Origin of the sequence: Blautia sp. 1033sp1_1033st1_G9_1033SCRN_220408 (genome assembly GCF_040929965.1) — a bacterium.
GTDB lineage: Bacteria > Bacillota > Clostridia > Lachnospirales > Lachnospiraceae > Blautia_A > Blautia_A ammoniilytica.
Genome location: NZ_JBFKZO010000023.1, coordinates 17,964 through 39,245 on the forward strand (window position 1 = coordinate 17,964; position 21,282 = coordinate 39,245).

General features: G+C 41.4%; 19 protein-coding genes and 1 riboswitch. All 19 genes read left to right on the forward strand.

The genetic code is table 11. From position 1 onward, the window contains the following. The first annotated feature begins 229 nt into the window (after positions 1-229). The 19 genes from dnaN (at position 230) to AB5916_RS14515 (ending at position 21,265) form a co-directional block, all read left to right on the forward strand. The gene (gene dnaN / locus AB5916_RS14425) at positions 230-1,345 is read left to right on the forward strand and encodes a DNA polymerase III subunit beta (protein ID WP_158422159.1); all 1,116 of its coding nucleotides are present in this window, start codon (positions 230-232) and stop codon (positions 1,343-1,345) included. A gap of 86 nt (positions 1,346-1,431) precedes the next feature. Then, positions 1,432-1,650 carry an RNA-binding S4 domain-containing protein gene (locus tag AB5916_RS14430; protein WP_368191560.1) on the forward strand — a complete coding sequence of 73 codons (219 nt, stop codon included), beginning with the start codon at positions 1,432-1,434 and terminating at the stop codon, positions 1,648-1,650. A gap of 8 nt (positions 1,651-1,658) precedes the next feature. Further along, the gene (recF, locus tag AB5916_RS14435) at positions 1,659-2,735 is read left to right on the forward strand and encodes a DNA replication/repair protein RecF (RefSeq protein WP_368191542.1); all 1,077 of its coding nucleotides are present in this window, start codon (positions 1,659-1,661) and stop codon (positions 2,733-2,735) included. 299 nt (positions 2,736-3,034) lie between these two features. Continuing rightward, positions 3,035-5,404 (forward strand): hypothetical protein, encoded by a 2,370-nt coding sequence (locus tag AB5916_RS14440; RefSeq protein WP_368191543.1) that lies wholly within the window; start codon positions 3,035-3,037, stop codon positions 5,402-5,404. Positions 5,405-5,417: 13 nt separating this feature from the next. Next, positions 5,418-6,287, forward strand: coding sequence for a 16S rRNA (adenine(1518)-N(6)/adenine(1519)-N(6))-dimethyltransferase RsmA (gene rsmA, locus AB5916_RS14445; protein WP_368191544.1), 870 nt, complete (start codon positions 5,418-5,420; stop codon positions 6,285-6,287). Between the two features lie 463 nt (positions 6,288-6,750). Then, positions 6,751-7,200, forward strand: a complete 450-nt coding sequence (locus AB5916_RS14450) for a DUF1002 domain-containing protein (protein ID WP_173727402.1) — start codon at positions 6,751-6,753, stop codon at positions 7,198-7,200. 481 nt (positions 7,201-7,681) lie between these two features. Further along, positions 7,682-8,584, forward strand: a complete 903-nt coding sequence (locus AB5916_RS14455; protein WP_368191545.1) for a 30S ribosomal protein S1 — start codon at positions 7,682-7,684, stop codon at positions 8,582-8,584. 32 nt (positions 8,585-8,616) lie between these two features. Then, positions 8,617-10,287, forward strand: coding sequence for a putative manganese-dependent inorganic diphosphatase (locus AB5916_RS14460; protein ID WP_158422152.1), 1,671 nt, complete (start codon positions 8,617-8,619; stop codon positions 10,285-10,287). An 87-nt stretch (positions 10,288-10,374) separates the two neighbouring features. Next, the gene (locus tag AB5916_RS14465) at positions 10,375-10,956 is read left to right on the forward strand and encodes a flavin reductase family protein (protein ID WP_368191561.1); all 582 of its coding nucleotides are present in this window, start codon (positions 10,375-10,377) and stop codon (positions 10,954-10,956) included. 63 nt (positions 10,957-11,019) lie between these two features. Beyond that, on the forward strand, positions 11,020-11,514 hold the full coding sequence (locus tag AB5916_RS14470; protein ID WP_158422150.1) for a shikimate kinase: 495 nt from the start codon (positions 11,020-11,022) through the stop codon (positions 11,512-11,514). An 82-nt stretch (positions 11,515-11,596) separates the two neighbouring features. Then, entirely contained in the window at positions 11,597-12,889 is a 1,293-nt protein-coding gene (locus tag AB5916_RS14475; RefSeq protein WP_368191546.1) for a UDP-N-acetylglucosamine 1-carboxyvinyltransferase, read from the forward strand. A gap of 149 nt (positions 12,890-13,038) precedes the next feature. Continuing rightward, positions 13,039-13,142: riboswitch (SAM riboswitch) on the forward strand. A gap of 77 nt (positions 13,143-13,219) precedes the next feature. After that, a complete protein-coding gene (gene metK / locus AB5916_RS14480; protein WP_368191547.1) occupies positions 13,220-14,410 on the forward strand; it encodes a methionine adenosyltransferase in 1,191 nt (396 codons plus the stop codon). Between the two features lie 166 nt (positions 14,411-14,576). Then, positions 14,577-15,731, forward strand: coding sequence for a cell wall metabolism sensor histidine kinase WalK (locus AB5916_RS14485; RefSeq protein WP_158422147.1), 1,155 nt, complete (start codon positions 14,577-14,579; stop codon positions 15,729-15,731). Further along, complete coding sequence (locus tag AB5916_RS14490; protein WP_158422146.1) at positions 15,728-16,417, forward strand: response regulator transcription factor; 690 nt, start codon at positions 15,728-15,730, stop codon at positions 16,415-16,417. The genes AB5916_RS14485 and AB5916_RS14490 overlap by 4 nt, the downstream gene beginning before the upstream one ends. 40 nt (positions 16,418-16,457) lie before the next feature. Next, complete coding sequence (locus AB5916_RS14495; RefSeq protein WP_368191548.1) at positions 16,458-17,888, forward strand: aminotransferase class I/II-fold pyridoxal phosphate-dependent enzyme; 1,431 nt, start codon at positions 16,458-16,460, stop codon at positions 17,886-17,888. 20 nt (positions 17,889-17,908) lie between these two features. Then, complete coding sequence (locus tag AB5916_RS14500; RefSeq protein WP_368191549.1) at positions 17,909-18,493, forward strand: guanylate kinase; 585 nt, start codon at positions 17,909-17,911, stop codon at positions 18,491-18,493. Between the two features lie 148 nt (positions 18,494-18,641). Further along, positions 18,642-19,631 (forward strand): DNA polymerase III subunit delta', encoded by a 990-nt coding sequence (gene holB / locus AB5916_RS14505; protein ID WP_173729101.1) that lies wholly within the window; start codon positions 18,642-18,644, stop codon positions 19,629-19,631. A gap of 1 nt (position 19,632) precedes the next feature. Continuing rightward, the gene (locus AB5916_RS14510) at positions 19,633-20,532 is read left to right on the forward strand and encodes a stage 0 sporulation family protein (protein WP_158422905.1); all 900 of its coding nucleotides are present in this window, start codon (positions 19,633-19,635) and stop codon (positions 20,530-20,532) included. After that, on the forward strand, positions 20,525-21,265 hold the full coding sequence (locus AB5916_RS14515) for a tRNA1(Val) (adenine(37)-N6)-methyltransferase (RefSeq protein WP_368191550.1): 741 nt from the start codon (positions 20,525-20,527) through the stop codon (positions 21,263-21,265). The genes AB5916_RS14510 and AB5916_RS14515 overlap by 8 nt, the downstream gene beginning before the upstream one ends. Positions 21,266-21,282: the final 17 nt, after the last annotated feature.

Here is a 21,282-nt window from a genome sequence, read left to right on the forward strand (position 1 = left end):
AACTTAAGTGGTTTTTTTACCCGTTTTTTTCCACATTTGTTTTACACAAGTTATTCACACACCTAAACCTGAATTTTACACGAAGTTATCCAATGCTTGAACCCTTTGATTTTGGGGCTTTTATGAAGTTATTCACATTTTCACACCCCCTACGGCGATTACTTCGGATTTCTTCTTTTATTTAAACACATAAAAACCCACATCAGCCAGAAAAGGAGTTATACACATTATGAAAATTATCTGCTCTAAAAATAATCTTCTGAAAAGCGTAAGCATTTCATTAAAAGCAGTTCCATCAAAAACAACCATGCCGATTCTTGAATGTATTCTTATTGATGCATCAGCCAGTCAGATTAAATTTACAACAAATGATATGGAACTTGGTATTGAAACCATAGTTGAGGGTACTATTGAAGAAAAAGGTATGGTTGCACTAGATGCTAAAATCTTTTACGAAATCATAAGAAGACTTCCTGATAATGATGTAACCATCAAAACAGATGATAAATTTACTGCAACGATTACCTGTGAAAAAGCAAAATTTACGATTCCCGGCAAATCCGGAGAAGATTTTGCCTATTTGCCAATGATTGAAAGGGATGAACCTTTGACTTTATCCCAGTACACATTGAAAAATATGATTTGTCAGACAATTTTCTCAATTGCAGTGAATGAAAACAACAAATTAATGACCGGTGAATTGTTTGAAATAAAAAATAATTGTCTGAAAATAGTTTCTCTGGATGGACACCGTATTGCTATTCGTAAAATGCCGTTGAAAAGAGATTACTCAGACAAAAAAGTGGTGGTACCAGGTAAGACTCTCAATGAGATCAGCAAGATCCTTTCTGGCGAAGTAGATGAACAGGTAAGCATTTTCTTTACAAAAAATCATATTCTTTTTGAATTTGACCAGACAATGGTAGTATCCAGACTGATTGAAGGAGAATATTTCAGGATTGACCAGATGCTTTCCAGCGATTATGAGACTAAGCTGACTATTAACAAAAAAGAATTTTTAAGCTGTATTGACCGTGCCACTCTTCTGGTACGTGAAGGTGATAAAAAACCTATCATTATTTCCATTACAGACAGCAGTATGGAGTTGAAAATCGATTCTGCCATGGGTTCTATGAATGAGGATATTGATATTTCAAAAGATGGAAAGGATATTGTAATCGGCTTTAATCCTAAATTCCTGATCGATGCATTGAAGGTCATTGATGATGAAAACATTAATATTTATCTTGTAAATCCCAAGGCTCCATGCTTTATCAGGGATGATGAGGAGTCCTATACGTATCTGATCCTGCCTGTGAACATTAATCAGAATCAGGCAAGATAAAAGAAGAGAAAATAACTGACACAGATAGAAAGCCGGATCTGTGTAAAAAATAAAATGTAAACAGTAAAAACATCAGGAGGCGGATTATTTTGGTTATCCATATCAGAGACGAATTTATCAAACTTGGACAGGCAATGAAGCTGGCAGATCTGGTATCTGACGGTGTAGAAGCAAAATATGTGATCAGTGACGGACTTGTAAAAGTAAACGGAGAGGTTGACACACGCAGAGGCCGTAAGCTATATGTGGGCGATACGATTTCCTATAATGGACAGGATGTGCAGGTTGAAGGAGAAAGTGAATAAGCAGTCCCATGTATATTGAATCCATCAAATTAAGCAATTTCAGAAATTACGAGAATCTTGAACTGCATCTGGATCAGGGAACCAATATTTTTTACGGAGATAATGCGCAGGGAAAGACAAATATCCTGGAGTCTGTTTATCTGTGTGGTACAAGCCGTTCCCATAAAGGAAGCCGGGATAAAGAAGTGATCCGTTTCGGGCAGGATGAGTCCCACATACGGATGAATGTATGTAAAAACAGGATGAATTATCAAATAGATATGCATCTTCGTAAAAATAAGGCAAAGGGCGTGGCAATTAATGGAATGCCTATCAAGAAAGCAAGAGAACTGCTAGGTGTGGTAAATCTGGTTTTCTTTTCGCCGGAGGATCTGAATATTATCAAAAACGGTCCTTCAGAGCGAAGAAGGTTTATGGATTCAGAGCTTTGCCAGCTTGACCGGCTTTATCTTACAGACCTGGCAGGATATAATCATATACTGAATCAGAGGAATAAGCTGCTGAAGGAGATATTGGGGAATACATCTCTGAAGGACACTCTGGATGTATGGGATATGCAGATGGTTAATTATGGGAAGAGGGTAATTACTAAGCGAAGGGATTTTGTGGCAGAACTTAATGATATTATCCGGGAAATCCATAAGAATCTTACGGGCAGGGAGGAACTGTTGGAGATCCTTTATGAGCCAAATGTAAGTGACCAGGATTTTGAAGAGACTTTGTTTAAGAACAGAGACAGGGATTTTCGTATGCGCTTAAGTTCTACAGGACCCCACAGAGATGATTTTTGTGTAATGGTCAATGGCATTGATATCCGTAAATATGGTTCTCAGGGACAGCAAAGGACAGCAGCTTTATCTTTGAAGCTTTCAGAAATATATCTGGTAGAAAAAATCATTAAGGATAAGCCTGTGCTTCTTCTGGATGATGTGCTTTCTGAACTTGACAGCAGCAGGCAGTCCTGTCTCCTGGACTGCATCCATGATATACAGACATTGATCACCTGTACAGGACTTGATGATTTTGTAAGCAGGCAGTTTCACATTAATAAGGTTTTTCAGGTTGTTGCTGGTCATGTACATTAGCTGGGAGATGCCTCCCACCTCTATAGGTGGTGAGCAACAAGCTGGTATCAGTGGTGGGAGTCAATCCCCTAGCTGATATAGCCTCCGGCAGGATTGCAGAGGTGCGCAGGAGAAGTATGTCATGCAATTGCATGACGCGCACCTCGCAGCAAGAATGCCGAGGCATTCTTGAATAGACGTGAAACAGTGTTTCTGTTTATTACGTTCATAGTTACCTGTGAACAGTAACATTTATTTTTTGACAAGCATGACTGCTTATGATAAACTATCCGTAATTGTGAGTTGGTATTGGAAAGTTGGTGAAAATTTTGGACAAGGAAGAATTTCGTATTAAGCTGGAGGAGATTAATCACCTTGTTGAGAACAAGGATTATAAGGGGGCTATGGGCGTTGTTGACAGTATTGACTGGCGCCGTGTAAAGAATGTACGTACTCTTTGTGTAGTAGGTGAGATCTATGCTGCCAATAAGCGGTATGAGGACAGTAAGGAGATTTTTCTTCTGGCTTATCACAGGGCACCTATCGGCAAGAATATTCTTTACCGTCTGATCGAGGTTTCTCTGAAGATGGGGGACATTGAGGAGGCTAAGGATTTTTATCAGGAATACAAGGAGGTTGCCCCAGGGGACAGCACGCTTCTGGTTCTGAAATATAAGATCTTAAGTGCAAAGAATGCTCCTATCAGTGAACAGATCAAGGTTCTTGAAGAATATAAAGAAAAAGAATTTACAGAGAAATGGTCTTATGAGCTGGCAAATCTTTATTATCAGGCAGGCGAAAAGGAAAAGTGTCTTGAATTATGTAATGAGATGATCCTGTGGTTTAATGAAGGTAGCTATGTGATGCGTGCCATGGATCTGAAGCTTCGTATGGGAGCACTTACAGGAGATGAGAAGCAGCGTTATGAGCAGCAGTTTGTGCCTAAGCTGTTTACACCTGAGGAAGTACAGAGTCTGAAGGACAAAGGCGAGGAGCCGAAAGAAAGCAGTGAAGAAAAAGAACAGCCACTGATCGAAAGTATTCCGGTTGGCAATGATAAAGACCTGAGCGGAGTAGAAAGTCTTCAGGAGAAGATATCCAAAGGAATCCGTGACATTTTCGGTAAACGTATGGAATCGGATGAAGAGCTTTTAAGCGAGGAGTATGGTGCAGAGGATGAGATGATCAAAAAGCCTTCAGATAAAGAACTGGCGAATGCACCTGCACTGGAGCCTGAGAGCGGCAAGTCCATTCTGGTTAAAGAGGATGCTGCAGAAAAGAAAGAATCTGCAGATCTGAAAGAGAATTTCACCATGCCGGAGCTTAAAATTCCGGAGTCCATGAAGAATTTTGAAGCAGAAGAAACACCAGAGGTACCTAAGGCAGTTCTGGATGATACTCCTGTTTTTGCCAATCAGAAAGAGGGCAAAGAATTTAATCTGGAAGATACCATTCTGGCAGCAGCAAGTGCCCAGGGCATCAATATTCCAGAAGAACCTGAAGTAAAGGAAACTCTTGTTTCCAAAGAAGAAAAGATTCCTGAAAAAGAAGAAGTGCCTTCACCACAAAAGAAAATGGTGGAACTTGAGGAAGAAGAATTTCTTTCCGAGGAGGATCTGCAGGAAGCAGAAGCTGAATTCCTGAATGGTCCGAAGAAGCCTGAAGAGAAAAGCCTTGAGAAATCTTCTGTACCTGAGATCCCAAGACTGGAAGATGAAGAATTATTTACCAACGATTACAGTGCAGATGATGAGCCGATAGAAGAATTAGAAGAAAAGGCTGCACCGAAAGTGCCTGAAGCTGCAGAAGAGATACAGCCATTGAATGAAGAGTCAGAAGAAGAGAAGCCGGTTCTTTCTGAGGAAGAGGAATTAGAGCAGTTTATTGATTCTATTCAGCCTAAGGATGAAAGAGATCCTATGGATATTATCCCAAGAGAGCGTACACTGACTGATGAGGAGAAAAAGCTGTTTACATATTTTGTAAAGGTTCCCGGTATGAAGGAGCAGCTTCTGGACGCTCTTCTGGACGCCCAATTGGCAGCAGCAGATAAGACCTCAAAAACAGGCAATATTATTGTTATGGGAGGTCATGATACAGGTAAGACAAGGCTGATCGGAAGTCTTATTCCTGCTATTTGTAAAGAAAGAAATATTGAAGCTTCAAAAGTAGCCTACGTATTTGCTGACCAGATCAATGGCATGGATATGTCAAAGGTAGTAGATAAGCTTTCCGGTGGATTTTTGGTGATTGAGGAAGCCAATTCCCTTACTCCGGAGACTGTAGAAGAACTGGATAAAGCTATGAATTTCAGGACGGATGGTCTTACAGTGATCCTTGAAGATGAGAAGATTGGCATGAGGAAGCTGATTGCCAAATATCCAAAGTTTGCAAAGAAGTTCACATCCATGATCAATATACCTGTTTTCACTAATGATGAGCTTGTGAATTTCGCAAGAGTTTATACAAAAGAAAATGGATACCGTATCGATCAGATGGGAATGCTTGCCCTTTATAATCTGATTGGCATCAACCAAAAAGAAGATGAGCCAATGAATATCGGTTCTGTGAAAGAGCTTCTGGATAATGCAATTTCCAGATCTCAGGGAGGCCTTCTGAAATTCAACAAGAAAAAAAGAGTTGACAGAGACGGATACATCGTACTCTATGAGAAAGATTTTGCAAAATAAAGGAGATTAAAAAATGCCCAGACCTTATCTTGGAAATCCAAAATATACCATTGAAGTCCTTCAAAAGTATCATTTTGTATTCCAGAAAAGGTTTGGGCAGAATTTTTTAATTGATACCCACGTTCTGGAACGGATCATTGAAGCTGCCCAGATAACAAAGGATGATTTTGTGATTGAAATAGGTCCTGGTATCGGTACGATGACCCAGTATCTGGCAGAGGCTGCCAGGGAAGTGGCAGCGGTGGAGATCGACCGTTCTCTGATTCCAATCTTACAGGATACCTTACAGGACTGGGATAATGTAACTGTGATCAATGAGGATATCCTGAAGGTAGATGTATGTAAGCTGGCCCAGGAGAAGAACAGTGGACGTCCGGTAAAGGTGGTTGCCAATCTGCCATATTATATTACAACGCCTATTATTATGGGATTATTTGAAAATCAGGTACCATTGGACAGTATTACTATTATGGTGCAGAAAGAAGTGGCAGACAGGATGCAGGTAGGTCCGGGTACTAAGGATTATGGAGCACTGTCACTGGCTGTACAGTATTATGCGAGGCCACAGATCGTGACCAATGTTCCGCCAAACTGTTTTATGCCAAGGCCAAAGGTAGGAAGTGCTGTAATCAGGCTTACCAGATTTCAGGAGCCGCCGGTAAAGGTAGATGATGAGAAACTGATGTTTGCCATTATCCGGGCATCCTTTAATCAGAGAAGAAAGACTCTGGTAAACGGACTTAAGAACGCTTCTGAATTGTCTTTTACGAAGGAGCAGATCGAAAGTGCGCTGACAAGTGCTGGTATTCCGCTGAATATCAGAGGAGAGGCACTGACGCTGGAGCAGTTTGCACAGCTTTCCAATGAATTTTCCAGAATATAAATAAAATAAAATAAAAAGCATCCGTTGGCTAGGCGGATGCTTTTTATTTTGTCTCAAATATATTTTTTAAAAGGAAGGAGAGTTAATTACCGTATTGGTAATTAACATATGAAAAAGAAATTTATAAAAATAATGTTGGCTGTATTATTTTTACGTTTTTTAGTATATCCATAAATTGTGATGGAATCATGTTTATATTATGAAAAAACAATGAACGAGAAAAAAAATAATTGTAACTGAGATTTGGAATTGAGTGAAAATTATAACTTTCTTTTGGATATTACTTATAAAATGATTATAGAAATTTTATATATATTTTACAAATTTTAAATACCAACTGTGTTATAATAAACCGAACTTTATGATATAAGAAACGGATCGTAAGGATGTAATGATTTGATGATATCATAGAGAAATTATGAGACATAAAGATCATTTGGTTATTTAACAGGAGGTTATTATTTTGAAGAACATAAAGAAATTAACAGGTATTATGATGGCTGGGGCACTTGCTTTTTCTGTACCGGTACCGGCGATAGCTTCCGGTTTTGATACTTCTTCTCTGGAAGCTCTGATCGACAGTGGAGTGGATGCAGTATTCAGCGATCCGGATCAGACAGTAGACATTATCATGTATGTGAAGGACAAGATCGGACAGCAGGATGTAACTGATGATCAGATCCGTACTGTGATCAATGAGGCAGCGGATGCTTTCCAGATCAGTCTTACAGATTCAGAGAAGGACAATCTGGTAGACCTTGCCAGAAAGGTAAAGGATGCCAATATTGATGAGGATGAGCTTCGCAGTGATGTAAATGCAGTATTTGACAAGATGGATGCTCTTGGAGTTGAGAAGAATGATGTGAAAGGATTCCTGAAGAAGATTCTTAATTTAGTAAAAGGATGGTTCTAATTTATCACTTTAATGTACTAAATATACAATAAATAAAAACATTATGAAAAAATTGCATGTGGTAATTTTATAAAAAAAGAATAGAAAAACAGAAAATATTGTGCAAAAAAGCTAAAAGTTCACTACAGGTTCATAATTTGTTCACAAGTAACTGCTATGATGTAATCAGTTCGAAAGAACAATACCAAAGACGTTGTAATGACACCATTACACATAAAATTTTTTCATAATAATTGCCCCGGTAAACCACTACCGGGGCACTCCTCGTTTTTAGGGAAAGTTTATCTTTATTTCCAAGAAGAAAGCAAAATGTTATATAAAAATATAAAAATCCATATTTTCATCTTTTCAGCTAGTATGCTATAATTCACTTCAGATAAGATGAGAATTATCTGTGGAATGCATTTTTAAAAGTAATACTATAAGGATATGGATTATTTACAATGAGAATAATTAATATTGAAAGATGGGAGAATAGATTATGTCTGAAACAATGAAAGATTATGAAAGGGAGCTGGAGGCTTCTTTTAAGAAGGTACAGGAGGGAGACATTCTTACCGGTACAGTGATCAGTGTAGATGAGAAGGAAGTAGTGCTTGACCTGAGATATTATGCAGAAGGTATTATTCCGGCAGAGGATTACAGCAGGGAGCCTGGTTTTAACCTGAAAGAAGATGTGCATGTAGGTGATGAGGTTTCTGCCACAGTAGTGCGTACAGATGACGGACATGGGAATATTCTGCTTTCAAGGGTGGAGGCCACTGATGTGCTGGCCTGGGATCGTTTAAAAGAGATGAAAGCTTCCGGTGAAGTGATCAATGTGATTGTAAAGGGAGTTGTGAACAGCGGTGTAGTTGCCTATGTAGAAGGCATCAGAGGCTTTATCCCTGCATCTAAGCTGGCACTTTCTTATGTGGAGGATACCAATGATTACCTGAATAAGCATCTTCAGGTACAGGTGATCGATGTTGATGAAGATAGCAAGAAGCTGATTCTTTCTGCAAAAGAGCTTCTCAGAGAGAAGGCAGAGGAAGAGCGTAAGAACAAAATTTCAAATATTCAGCCGGGCTTTGTTACGGAAGGAAAAGTAGAAAGCCTGCAGCCTTATGGCGCATTTGTTGATCTGGGAAATGGTCTTTCTGGTCTTGTCCATATTTCACAGATCTGTGAGAAAAGGATCAAGAAGCCTTCAGAAGTATTGACAGTAGGAGATACTGTTAAGGTAAAAGTGATTTCTGTGAAGGACGGTAAGTTAAGCCTGAGCATTAAAGAGGCTTCCGACCTGATGGCAAAAGATGTAGAAGAAGAAACTTTTGAAATTCCTGATTCAGGAGAACAGGCTACAACATCCCTTGGTTCTCTGTTTGCAAACATCAAGCTTTGATCAGGGTTCTGGATCGTGGAAGGACGGTATGAATGGGTACACAGGAAAAAATATTTGTAATAGGACATAAGAATCCGGATACGGATTCCATCTGTTCTGCCATTGCTTATGCAGACATTAAGAATCAAAAAAGCCTTGTAAAAAAATATATTCCCAAGCGTGCAGGTCAGATCAATGAAGAGACTCAGTATGTACTGAAGCGTTTTGGGGTACAGCCTCCTGCATATCTGGGAAATATAGGTACACAGGTAAAGGATATGGATATTCGTGTCAGTCCTGAGGCGGATAAGAGTATGTCCCTGAAGAATGCATGGGATATGATGCAGGAGAATAGTATTGTGTCACTGCCCATCCGGGACAAGGACGGAGAACTGGAAGGCCTTGTCACCATCGGAGATATTGCAAAGACTTACATGGATACAACAGATAGTTACTTTCTGTCTAATGCCAGGACCCAGTACAGAAGGATTGCGGAAACCCTTAGCGGCAAGGTAGTTGAGGGTAATGAACATGCTTATTTTGTAAAGGGTAAGGTGCTTGTAGGCACTGCCAATCCTCAGGTACTGAAGGAATTTGTAAAAGAAGACGATATGGTGATCATGGGCAACCGTGAAGAAGACCATATCCAGGCAATCAGACTAAATGTAAGCTGTATCATTGTGGGTATGGGCGTTGAGGTATCTCAGAAGGTGCTATCTCTTGCACATGAGAAGAACATTGTGGTGATCACCTCACCATGTGATTCTTTTACAATTGCAAGGCTGATCAACCAGAGTATTCCTTTAAGATTTGTAATGAAAAGGGATAATCTGGTGACTTTTAATACAGAAGACTTTACAGATGATATTCAGGATGTTATGATTAAACACCGTCACCGTGCATTTCCTGTGATCAATAAGCGGGGGAAATGCGTAGGTACTATTTCTCGCCGTAATTTTCTTGATATGCACAGGAAAAAGGTGATTCTGGTAGATCATAATGAGAAGGATCAGGCAGTTGATAATATAGATAAAGCTGAGATCGTTGAGATCATTGATCACCATAAGCTGGGATCATTGGAGACGATGAAGCCTATCAGCTTTCGGAATGAACCGGTAGGCTGCACAGCCACCATTCTTTATAAGATTTATGGGGAAGAAAGGCTGGAGATTCCGCCAAAGATCGCAGGACTTCTCTGTGCGGCAATCATCTCAGACACGCTGATGTTTCGTTCCCCTACATGCACGCAGCAGGATAAGATTGCTGCTAGTGCATTGGCACTGATCGCTGATATTAAGATAGAAGAATTTGCAAAGGAAATGTTTAAGGCAGGCAGCAATCTGAAGGACAAGTCTCCGGAAGAGATTTTTTATCAGGATTACAAGAAATTTATTGCAGAAGGAAATGTTACTTTTGGCGTGGGACAGATCAGTTCCATGGACAAAGACGAGCTTCTGGAGATCAAAGAGAGGCTGGAGCCATTTATGGTAAGCGAATGCGGGCGGCATGGTGTTACCAGGGTTTATTTTATGCTTACTAATATCCTGGACGAGTCTACTATGCTTCTTTACTATGGAGAAGGCAGCCGGGAAATGGCAGAGTCTGCTTTTCATATTGAGCCTGAGAACGGAGCATTTATGCTTCCGGGAGTGGTTTCAAGAAAGAAGCAGATCATTCCTGCGATGATGGAAGCTGCACAGCTTATGACCAACGAATATGCATAATCTTGCAGTAAGATCATTACAGTAAAGACCATTGTATAAAAATCGTTAGGATAAAGAGCATTAAAGAATACAGAAGGATAGATAAAAATTATGAAAGAAACATGGAAACCTGGGAATATGCTGTATCCTCTTCCGGCAGTGATGGTAAGCGTTACAGACGGACAGGGGAATGACAACATTATTACAGTGGCCTGGACAGGAACCATATGTACTAATCCGCCTATGGTTTATATTTCTGTGCGCCCGTCAAGATATTCCTACGAAATGCTTAAAAAGACCGGAGAATTTGTGATCAACCTTACCACTGAGGAATTGGCTTTTGCTACAGATTACTGTGGTGTCCGTTCAGGAAGGGATGTGGACAAATTTAAAGAAGCCCATCTTACCAAGGAGCCGGCACAGTTTGTAAAGGCACCTATGATCAAGGAATCACCGGTATCTATTGAATGCAGGGTAACAGAGGTGAGGGAGCTTGGTTCCCATCACATGTTTCTTGCAGAGGTTCTGGCAGTCCATGCCCAGCAGGAGTACATAGATAAGAATAATAAATTTCAACTGAATAAAGCAAAACCGATCGTATATTCCCATGGTGAATATTTGGGAACAGGCAAAAGCCTGGGCACTTTCGGGTACAGCGTAAAGAAAAGAAAAAAACAGGAAAAGCGCTGATTTCACGGTGGGATTGCACATTTGATCAGAATGTGTTAAAATCGAAAGGAATTTATTGAGAACATGAATAATATTACATTGATTGGCATGCCGGGAGTGGGGAAGAGCACCATTGGTGTTGTTCTTGCCAAGGTACTGGGATATGAATTTATGGATTCAGACCTGTTGATACAGCGTCAGGAGAAAAGGCGTCTGCATCAGATCATTGAGCAGGAAGGAGTCGAAGGATTCAAAGCCATAGAGAATCGTGTGAATGCATCCATTGAGACTGAGAATACAGTTATTGCCACTGGGGGAAGTGTGGTATATTGTGAGGAGGCAATGGATCATCTCAAAAAAATAGGAAAAGTCGTTTATCTCAGGCTTTCTCTGGATTCCCTTGCTAAAAGACTGGGAAATCTTGAAAAAAGAGGAGTTCTTTTGAAGGAAGGACAGACTCTGAAAAGCCTTTATGAGGAACGAGTTCCCTTATATGAGAGATATGCAGATATTGTGATCGATGAAGAAGGGAAAGATTTGGAAGCAAGTCTGCAGGCAGTTTTGGAAACACTGGTATAGTGAAAAGAATCAGTAGCTATATGATAATCAAAGGGGTAAAAGTAACTGTTGACATGAGGAGAGTAAATAATAGAGGTGTTTTATGGAACAGTATGTTATTAAAGGCGGAAATCCACTGGTAGGTGAGGTGGACATAGCCGGTGCAAAGAATGCGGCTCTTGCTATTTTATCCGCAGCAATAATGACGGACGAGACTATCCTGATTGAAAACCTGCCTGATGTAAGAGACATAAATGTTTTGCTGGAGGCTATTTCCGGTATTGGTGCCCAGGTAGAACGTGTGAACAAATCAACCGTTAAGATCAATGGTTCTACCATTGCGGACGTAAGTGTAGATTATGAATATATTAAGAAGATCCGTGCGTCTTATTATCTGTTAGGAGCACTGCTTGGCAAGTATAAGCATGCAGAAGTCCCCCTTCCGGGAGGATGTAATATCGGAAGCCGTCCTATCGACCAGCATTTAAAGGGATTCCGTGCCCTTGGAGCAAAGGTGGATATTCTTCATGGTGCGATCGTGGCCAAAGCAGAGAATCTTCATGGAAGTCATATTTTCCTTGATGTGGTATCTGTTGGAGCTACCATCAATATTATGATGGCTGCATCCCTGGCGCCAGGACGTACGATTATCGAGAATGCAGCACGTGAGCCACATGTAGTAGATGTTGCCAATTTCCTGAACAGTATGGGAGCCAACATCAAGGGTGCAGGTACAGATGTGATCCGTATCCGTGGAGTTGAGAAGCTTCACAAGACAGAATATTCCATTATTCCGGATCAGATCGAGGCTGGTACATTTATGTTTGCTGCAGCTGCTACAGGCGGCGATGTTACCGTAAGAAATGTAATACCGAAGCATCTGGAAGCAACCACTGCCAAGCTGGAGGAAATCGGCTGTGAGGTACAGGAATTTGATGATGCGGTTCGTGTACGTGCTACAGGAAAGCTTCACCGTACCCATGTGAAGACCCTTCCATATCCAGGATATCCTACAGATATGCAGCCGCAGATCGCAGTTGCCCTTGCCCTTGCAGAGGGAACAAGTATTGTAACAGAGAGTATTTTTGAGAATCGTTTCAAATATGCAGACGAGCTTTCCAGAATGGGAGCCAACATCAAGGTAGAAGGTAATTCTGCTATTATTGATGGTGTGAGGAAGCTGACAGGAGCTAGAGTCAGTGCACCGGATCTGCGTGCAGGAGCTGCTCTTGTGATTGCCGGACTTGCAGCAGAGGGTATTACCATAGTGGATGATATCCAGTATATCCAGAGAGGATATGAAGATTTTGAGGACAAGCTGAGAAGTCTTGGAGCTGAGATCGAGCGTGTATCCAGTGAGAAAGAGATCCAGAAGTTCCGTCTTCGTGTAGGATGATCTTATGGATTTGGCCTGATGCTATAGCATGCTGTAAAGCGGTGTTAATACTATGAAATGACTGTCGGTCAGGCTTTTTTCTGAAATCTATTGACAATTGATATTAATGAGTATATTGTATTGTTTGCAACGATACAATTAAAAATAGCCTTTTATTCAGAGTGGTGGAGGTACATAGGACCTGAGAAGCCACGGCAACCCCTGAGAGATCATGGAAGGTGCCCTGCCTGAGCGAGCAATCGAACAATAAGAGGACTGATTATATATAGCATTTATTAAACAGTCCGATTATTCGGGCTGTTTTTACATTTAAAGAGAAAAGGAGAAATCATGGAGAAACTTTTATTTACTTCCGAATCAGTAACAGAAGGTCATCCGGACAAAATGTGTGATGCTATTTCAGATGCCATTCTTGATGCATTGATAGAACAGGATCCGATGAGCCGTGTAGCCTGCGAGACAGCAACAACCACAGGTCTTGTGCTTGTTATGGGAGAGATTACTACAAAAGCATATGTTGATATCCAGAAGATCGTAAGGGATACGATTCGTGAGATTGGTTATACCAGAGGCAAATACGGATTTGATGCAGATACCTGTGCTGTGATCACTGCAATCGACGAGCAGTCAGGAGACATTGCAATGGGTGTTGATAAAGCATTGGAGCTGAGAGAGGATAAGATGGATGAGGATGAACTGGATTCCATTGGAGCCGGTGATCAAGGCATTCAGTTTGGTTATGCTACCAATGAGACAGAAGAATATATGCCTTATGCCATCAATATGGCACACAAGCTTTCATATCAGCTTACAAAAGTACGTAAAGACGGTACTTTAAAATATTTAAGGCCAGATGGCAAGACTCAGGTAACTGTAGAATACAGTGAAGATGGAAAGCCGATCCGTATTGATACAGTTGTATGCTCTACACAGCATGATCCGGATGTAACACAGGAGCAAATCCATAAAGATATTAAAAAATATGTATTTGATGAGATCATCCCAAGTGATATGGTAGATGAGGATACCAAGTATTTTATTAATCCTACCGGACGTTTTGTAATCGGCGGACCTCATGGTGATAGTGGACTTACCGGACGTAAGATCATTGTAGATACATACGGTGGAACAGGACGTCACGGCGGCGGTGCTTTTTCCGGAAAGGACTGTACAAAGGTGGACCGTTCTGCAGCTTATGCAGCTCGTTATGTAGCTAAGAATATTGTAGCAGCAGGACTGGCCGACAAGTGTGAGATCCAGCTTTCTTATGCAATCGGTGTTGCACATCCTACATCTATTCATGTAGAAACATTTGGCACAGGAAAGCTTTCTGATGCAAAGCTTGTAGAAGTGATCCGTGAGAATTTTGATCTTCGCCCGGCTGGTATCATCAAAATGCTGGATCTGCGTCGCCCGATCTACAAACAGACTGCTGCTTACGGACATTTTGGACGTACAGATGTTGATCTTCCATGGGAGCATCTGGACAAAGTTGATGATCTTAAAAAATATCTGGCATAAGCCGTTAATAGATTTGGAAAATGCGCTTCACTGTATGGTGGGGCGCTTTTTTTCGTAATAGGATCGTGCCCAGTGAAGCTTTTTTATAGAAAATTTAGAGATAAACAATGGTATCTGTGATATAATACTGCTAACGTACAGGATGAATAAGTAAAGGATATTGCCTATGAAACTGAAAGCAAGAATCATCGTAGGATTTACGATGATCATTTTGGTTCCGTTACTGCTTTTTGCTGCAGCATTATATGGTTTTAGAGAGACTCAGTCCAAGCAAACCGTTACCCAGACAGAGACTGACAGTGATGGAGAAGTATATGATATTGCCATTTCGCAGTCCGATGAAGGACATGCCAGGATCCATTTGATGACCAAGGATCTGTTTTTGTCTGCATTTATTATTCTTATATTTACAGCGCTGGCAATTGGTCTCTGGCTGTACCGGAGTATTGCCACTCCCTTGGTAAAACTTAAAAAAGCGACGCAGAACATCAAAGAAGGGAATTTGGACTTTGTCCTGGATGTAGAGGGAAATGATGAATTTTCCCAGTTGTGCCAGGACTTTGAAGAGATGCGCCGCCGTCTGAAAGAATCCACAGAAGAGAAGAATCTGATCGAAAAAGAGAATAAAGAGCTGATTAGCAATATTTCCCATGACCTGAAGACCCCGATCACTGCTGTGAAAGGATATGTGGAGGGGATCATGGATGGTGTTGCAGATACACCGGAGAAGATGGACAGATATGTGCGTACCATTTATAATAAGACCAATGAGATGGATCATTTGATCAATGAGCTTACTTTTTATTCCAAGATTGACACCAACCGTATCCCATATACGTTCAGCAAGCTGAATGTAGAGGATTATTTCAGTGACTGCGCAGAAGAAGTTGGTCTGGAGCTGGAAACAAAAGGAATCGAGTTGGTTTATGCCAATTATGTGGAGAATGATGTGGTGGTGATCGCTGACGGTGAGCAGATCCGCAGGGTGATTCACAATATTATCGGCAATGCCATCAAGTACATGGACAAGAAGAGAGGTATTATACAGATTCGTGTAAAGGATGTTGGAGATTTTATCCAGGTTGAGATAGAGGACAATGGCAAGGGTATTGGGGCCAAGGATCTTCCATATATTTTTGACCGTTTTTACAGGACGGATATTTCCCGTAATTCTTCTAAGGGGGGCAGTGGCATAGGGCTTTCCATTGTAAAGAAAATCCTGGAGGACCATGGCGGCAAGGTATGGGCTACAAGCCGTGAAGGGATTGGTACGATCATGTACTTTGTTCTCAGAAAATATCAGGAGGTACCTATGAAATGAGTAAGATATTGATCATAGAAGATGAAGAAGCAATTGCAGATCTGGAAAAAGATTATCTGGAACTTTCCGGGTTTGAAGTAGAGATAGCCAACCGGGGAGATACAGGACTTGATCGGGCACTGACAGAGAAATTTGATCTGATCATTCTGGATCTTATGCTTCCGGAGGTGGATGGCTTTGATATTTGCAGACAGGTGCGCCAGGAAAAGAATATCCCGATCATCATGGTTTCTGCCAAGAAGGATGATATTGACAAGATACGAGGACTTGGACTTGGAGCAGATGATTACATGACCAAGCCATTCAGCCCCAGTGAACTGGTTGCCCGGGTAAAAGCTCATATGGAAAGATACAATCGTCTGGTAGGATCTAATGTCCAGAAGAATGATGTGATCGAGATCCGTGGGATCAAGATTGACAAGACGGCCAGGAGAGTATGGATTAATGGGGAAGAAACCACCTTTACTACCAAGGAATTTGATCTTCTTACTTTTCTGGCAGAGAATCCCAACCGGGTATTTACAAAAGAAGAATTGTTCCGGGAGATCTGGGATATGGAATCTGTAGGGGATATAGCCACAGTTACTGTACACATTAAGAAGATCCGTGAGAAGATAGAGTTTAATACAGCAAAGCCACAGTATATTGAGACGATCTGGGGTGTTGGATACAGGTTTAAGGTTTGATCCTGCTGGATCGGCCATACAGACAGGATATGAGGACAGGATGGAACGATTATATAAAAAGCTGGAAGCATACGGTCAGGAAGGGTCTTACCCGTTTCACATGCCGGGGCACAAAAGAAACAAAGCATCTGTGTACGGAGATTTTCCAATAGAGCAGGATATTACAGAAATATATGGATTTGATAATCTTCATCATGCAGAAGGGATCATTAAAGAAGCACAGGAAGAGCTGGCCAGACTTTACGAAGTAAAACAAAGTTTTTTTTCTGTAAATGGAAGTACGGCAGCTATCCTTTCGGCTATTTCTGCTTCTGTGGAAAAGGGAGGACAGATTCTGGTAGCACGTAACTGCCACAAAGCGGTATATCATGGGATTTATTTAAGAGATCTTGAACCAATATATATTTATCCACAGACAGACCCCAAATTGGGGATAAATGGAGAAATTTTGACTTCCCGTGTGGAAAGATCGCTGGAAGAAAATAAAAATATCCAGGCAGTGCTGATCACTTCTCCTACTTATGATGGAGTAGTGTCAGATATTCAGGAAATCGCCAGGATCGCACATGAGCATCAGGTTCCACTGATCGTAGATGAGGCTCATGGTGCTCATTTCCGATATTCTTCTTATTTTCCTGTGCCAGCAGAGAAGCTGGGAGCAGATGTGGTGATCCAGAGTTTTCACAAGACCCTGCCTTCTATGACACAGACTGCAGTTCTCCACAGGTGCAGTGATCTTGTAGATGGGACAAAGCTTGCCAGATTTATGGATATTTATCAGACCAGCAGTCCCTCCTATGTACTTATGGCAAGTATTGATGCCTGTGTAGACAAGATGAAAAGAGAAGGTACGGACATGTTTCGCACCTTTACCAGGCAGTTGGAGCAGGCAAGGCGAAGATTGGCGAAATGTAATTATATAAGATTGGTTCCTGAGCCAGGCAATAAAGAATATTTCGATTTTGATAGATCAAAGATCATATTGTCTACAGAGCATTGTTCCTTTAATGGCACACAGCTTGCCAAGATCCTGCGTCAGGAATTTAAGATCGAAGTGGAGATGGAGACAGAGCAGTATGTGATCGCTATGGCAGCAGTAGGTGATACAGAAGAAGGATTTTTACGTTTGTGTGAGGCCATACAGACCATTGATGAAAGAGAAGCTGCCATTTTGAAGGTGGAAGATAAGAGGGGAGAGTATGATTTTCGCTGGGAAGAAAAAAAGCAGTTTATGAGGATCACCCAGGCAATGGATGCTCCATCTGTGCCTTGTCCTTTAGAAGAAAGTGCAGGGAAGATTTCTACAGAATTTGCTTATCTGTATCCACCGGGGATTCCGATTCTGGTACCAGGTGAGCAGATTACTGGACTTTTCATAAAGAATGTGAGAAGATACATGGAGCAGGGACTGAATTTCCAGGGGCTTGCAGACAATACAAATGAAACCATAGCAGTAGTAAAGGAGTTATAGGGCTTATGCCCTGGAACCATATGGGAAAGATTTTTTATATCATGGGAAAGAGTGCATCAGGTAAGGATCATATCTACGCAAGACTGATGCAGCATACAGAACTGAATCTGAAAAAAATGGTTTTATATACAACACGTCCTATACGTGACGGAGAAGAAGAAGGAAAGCAATATTTTTTTACAGATGAAGAAAAGCTGAAAGAATTCAGGAGAAAGGGTTATGTGATCGAGGCGCGTTCCTACAGTACCATGCATGGAATCTGGTATTATTTTACCGCAGATGACGGACAGGTGGATCTGGCACAGGATGATTATCTTGGGATTGGCACATTGGAATCCTATCTTAAACTGAAAAACTATTATGGTGAGGATGCAGTACGTCCGGTTTATATCGAAGTGGAGGATGGAGAACGTCTTACCCGTGCACTGAATAGGGAGAAGGAGCAGGAGAAGCCAAAGTATGAGGAAATGTGCAGACGTTTCCTGGCAGATCAGGCAGATTTTTCTGAGGAGAATATTCTGAAGGCAGGAATCTGGAAGAGGTTTCAGAATGTTGAATTGGAGGATTGTGTGGAGGAGATTGTAGGCTATATCAAAACACAATAAAATACGAAGATACAATATGTGGGGGTAAATTTGAAAGAAACGATATATCAGGCCTTCGTTTTCGGATCTGGCGTCTTGTGTAAATTGTAGCATTATATCCGAAAATATGATATACTGAAACAAGATTGATGAGAGAGGGGCGATTCCTATGGTAGGGTTTAATAATGTGATAGGGCATGAAGAGATTATCAGGCATTTACAAAATGCCATCAAAACAGGAAAGATATCACATTCCTATATTTTTGCCGGAGAACCGGGATCCGGAAAGCGACTGCTTGCCGGCATTTATGCAATGACACTGCAATGCGAAGCAGGTGGAGAGAATGCATGTGGGAAGTGCGAATCCTGTAAGAGAGCTATTGGTAAGAATCACCCGGATATCATCATGGTGAAGCATGAAAAACCAAACACCATCAGTATTGATGAAATACGTGAGCAGGTAGTAAATGATGTGGATATTAAGCCTTACAGCAGTCCACATAAGATCTATATTATTCCGGATGCAGAGATCATGACACCGCAGGCACAGAATGCTCTTCTGAAAACCATTGAAGAGCCACCGGAATACGCTGTGATCATGCTGCTTACCAGTAATATTGACGGCCTTCTGCCTACCATCCGTTCCAGATGTGTACGTCTGGATTTGAAGGTAGTGGATGATGGACTGGTAAAGAAATATCTGATGGAGCATCTTCATATACCGGATTATCAGGCAGAGATTGATGCATCTTTTGCACATGGCAGTATAGGCAAGGCAAAGGAAGCAGCCACCTCTCAGGAGTTTGCGGATATTACTCAGAAGGCACTTAAAATTCTGAAGTATGCAGATTCCATGGAAGTATATGAGCTGACAGAAGCCATTAAGAATCTGTCCAGTGAGAAGCAGAATATTAATGACTATCTGGATATTTTTCAGTTCTGGTTCAGGGATGTTCTGATGTTCAAAGCTACCAGAGAGATCGATAATCTGGTATTTAAGCAGGAAATCAATTATATCAGGGAACAGGCCAGTCAGCGTTCGTATGAGAATCTGGAAAAGATACTGGAGGCATTGGATAAGACAAAAGTACGTCTGCGTGCCAATGTTAATACGGAACTGGCACTGGAATTACTGTTTCTGACAATCAGGGAGAAATAGAATGGCAAAGGTAGTTGGTGTAAGATTCCGAAATGTAGGAAAAATATATTATTTTAACCCTAAGACCTACAAAATAAAAGTAGGAGATCATGTGATCGTTGAGACAGCACGAGGTGTGGAGTATGGCAAGGTTGTGCTTGCACCAAGAGATATCAAAGAAGAAGATGTGGTGCATCCTCTGAAAGAAGTGATCAGGGTGGCAACAAAGGATGATGACGAAAGAGAAGCCCAGAATCGCATGAAGGAAAAGGATGCTTTCAAGATTTGTCAGAAGAAGATCCGTGAACATGGGCTTGAAATGAAGCTGATCGATGCAGAGTATACTTTTGATAACAATAAGGTGCTGTTTTATTTTACAGCAGACGGACGTATTGATTTCAGACAGCTGGTAAAGGATCTGGCAGCCATTTTCAAGACCAGGATTGAGCTTCGTCAGATTGGAGTAAGGGACGAGACAAAGATCCTGGGAGGTATTGGGATCTGCGGCAGGTGCCTTTGCTGTCATACTTATCTGTCAGAGTTTGCACCGGTTTCCATTCGTATGGCAAAAGAGCAGAACCTTTCTCTGAACCAGACCAAGATTTCTGGTGTGTGCGGAAGACTGATGTGCTGTCTGAAAAATGAGCAGGAAACCTACGAGGAGTTAAACAAGCGTCTTCCCGGGAATGGTGATACAGTGATCACTCCGGATGGCCTTCATGGAACTGTACACAGTGTGAATGTACTGAGGCAGAGAGTAAAGGTTATTGTTGAGATTAACGATGAAAAAGAGATCCAGGAGTTTGCTGTGGAGGATCTGAAGTTCCGACCAAGGAAAAAGAAAGTGAAGATTTCAGAGCAGGAACTGAAAGAACTTAAGAATCTGGAAGACAAAAAGGGAGACTCCAAGCTGGATGAATAAAGATCTTGTAAAAGAAAATGAACGTGTAGATGATCTGCAGAATGGCTGTTATGTGATCCAGGACAGGGAAAAGTTCTGTTTTGGCATGGATGCAGTGCTTCTGTCAGGTTTTACAAAGGTAAAGGAAGGGGAAAAGGTACTTGATATGTGTACAGGTACCGGCATTATCCCCATTCTTTTATCTGCCAAAACAAAGGGAAAGAATTTTACCGGGATAGAGATCCAGGAGGATTGCGCCCAGATGGCAGAAAGAAGCGTAAAGTATAACGGCCTTGAGGACAGGATTCAGATCATACAGGGAGATATAAAGGAAGCTGTCAGTATTTTCGGGGCAGCTTCTTTTCATGTTATTACCTGTAATCCTCCTTATATGATCGGTGCCCATGGGCTGACCAATCCCCATATGCCAAAGGCAATTGCAAGACACGAGATCCTGTGTACTTTGGAAGATGTGGTAAGCCAGGCAGCCAGGGTACTAGGGGACAGAGGACGTTTTTATATGGTGCACAGGCCTTTTCGATTGGCTGAGATCATGAATGTTCTGACCAGATACAAGCTGGAGCCAAAGAGAATGCAGATGGTTTATCCATATATTGATAAGGAACCCAACATGGTTCTGATTGAAGCTGTGAAAGGCGGTAATCCGCGGATCACAGTGGAAAGGCCTTTGATCGTTTATGAAAAGCCGGGGGTTTACACAAAGTCTATCTTGGAACTGTATGGGATGGTATGAGGTAAGGATGATTATGC

Coding starts and splice junctions, on each gene's coding strand:
- dnaN (WP_158422159.1), top strand. CDS start 230: ATGAAAATTATCTGCTCTAAAAATAATCTTCTGAAAAGCGTAAGCATT.
- recF (WP_368191542.1), top strand. CDS start 1,659: ATGTATATTGAATCCATCAAATTAAGCAATTTCAGAAATTACGAGAAT.
- rsmA (WP_368191544.1), top strand. CDS start 5,418: ATGCCCAGACCTTATCTTGGAAATCCAAAATATACCATTGAAGTCCTT.
- AB5916_RS14455 (WP_368191545.1), top strand. CDS start 7,682: ATGTCTGAAACAATGAAAGATTATGAAAGGGAGCTGGAGGCTTCTTTT.
- AB5916_RS14460 (WP_158422152.1), top strand. CDS start 8,617: ATGGGTACACAGGAAAAAATATTTGTAATAGGACATAAGAATCCGGAT.
- AB5916_RS14470 (WP_158422150.1), top strand. CDS start 11,020: ATGAATAATATTACATTGATTGGCATGCCGGGAGTGGGGAAGAGCACC.
- AB5916_RS14475 (WP_368191546.1), top strand. CDS start 11,597: ATGGAACAGTATGTTATTAAAGGCGGAAATCCACTGGTAGGTGAGGTG.
- metK (WP_368191547.1), top strand. CDS start 13,220: ATGGAGAAACTTTTATTTACTTCCGAATCAGTAACAGAAGGTCATCCG.
- AB5916_RS14485 (WP_158422147.1), top strand. CDS start 14,577: ATGAAACTGAAAGCAAGAATCATCGTAGGATTTACGATGATCATTTTG.
- AB5916_RS14490 (WP_158422146.1), top strand. CDS start 15,728: ATGAGTAAGATATTGATCATAGAAGATGAAGAAGCAATTGCAGATCTG.
- AB5916_RS14495 (WP_368191548.1), top strand. CDS start 16,458: ATGGAACGATTATATAAAAAGCTGGAAGCATACGGTCAGGAAGGGTCT.
- AB5916_RS14500 (WP_368191549.1), top strand. CDS start 17,909: ATGGGAAAGATTTTTTATATCATGGGAAAGAGTGCATCAGGTAAGGAT.
- holB (WP_173729101.1), top strand. CDS start 18,642: ATGGTAGGGTTTAATAATGTGATAGGGCATGAAGAGATTATCAGGCAT.
- AB5916_RS14510 (WP_158422905.1), top strand. CDS start 19,633: ATGGCAAAGGTAGTTGGTGTAAGATTCCGAAATGTAGGAAAAATATAT.
- AB5916_RS14515 (WP_368191550.1), top strand. CDS start 20,525: ATGAATAAAGATCTTGTAAAAGAAAATGAACGTGTAGATGATCTGCAG.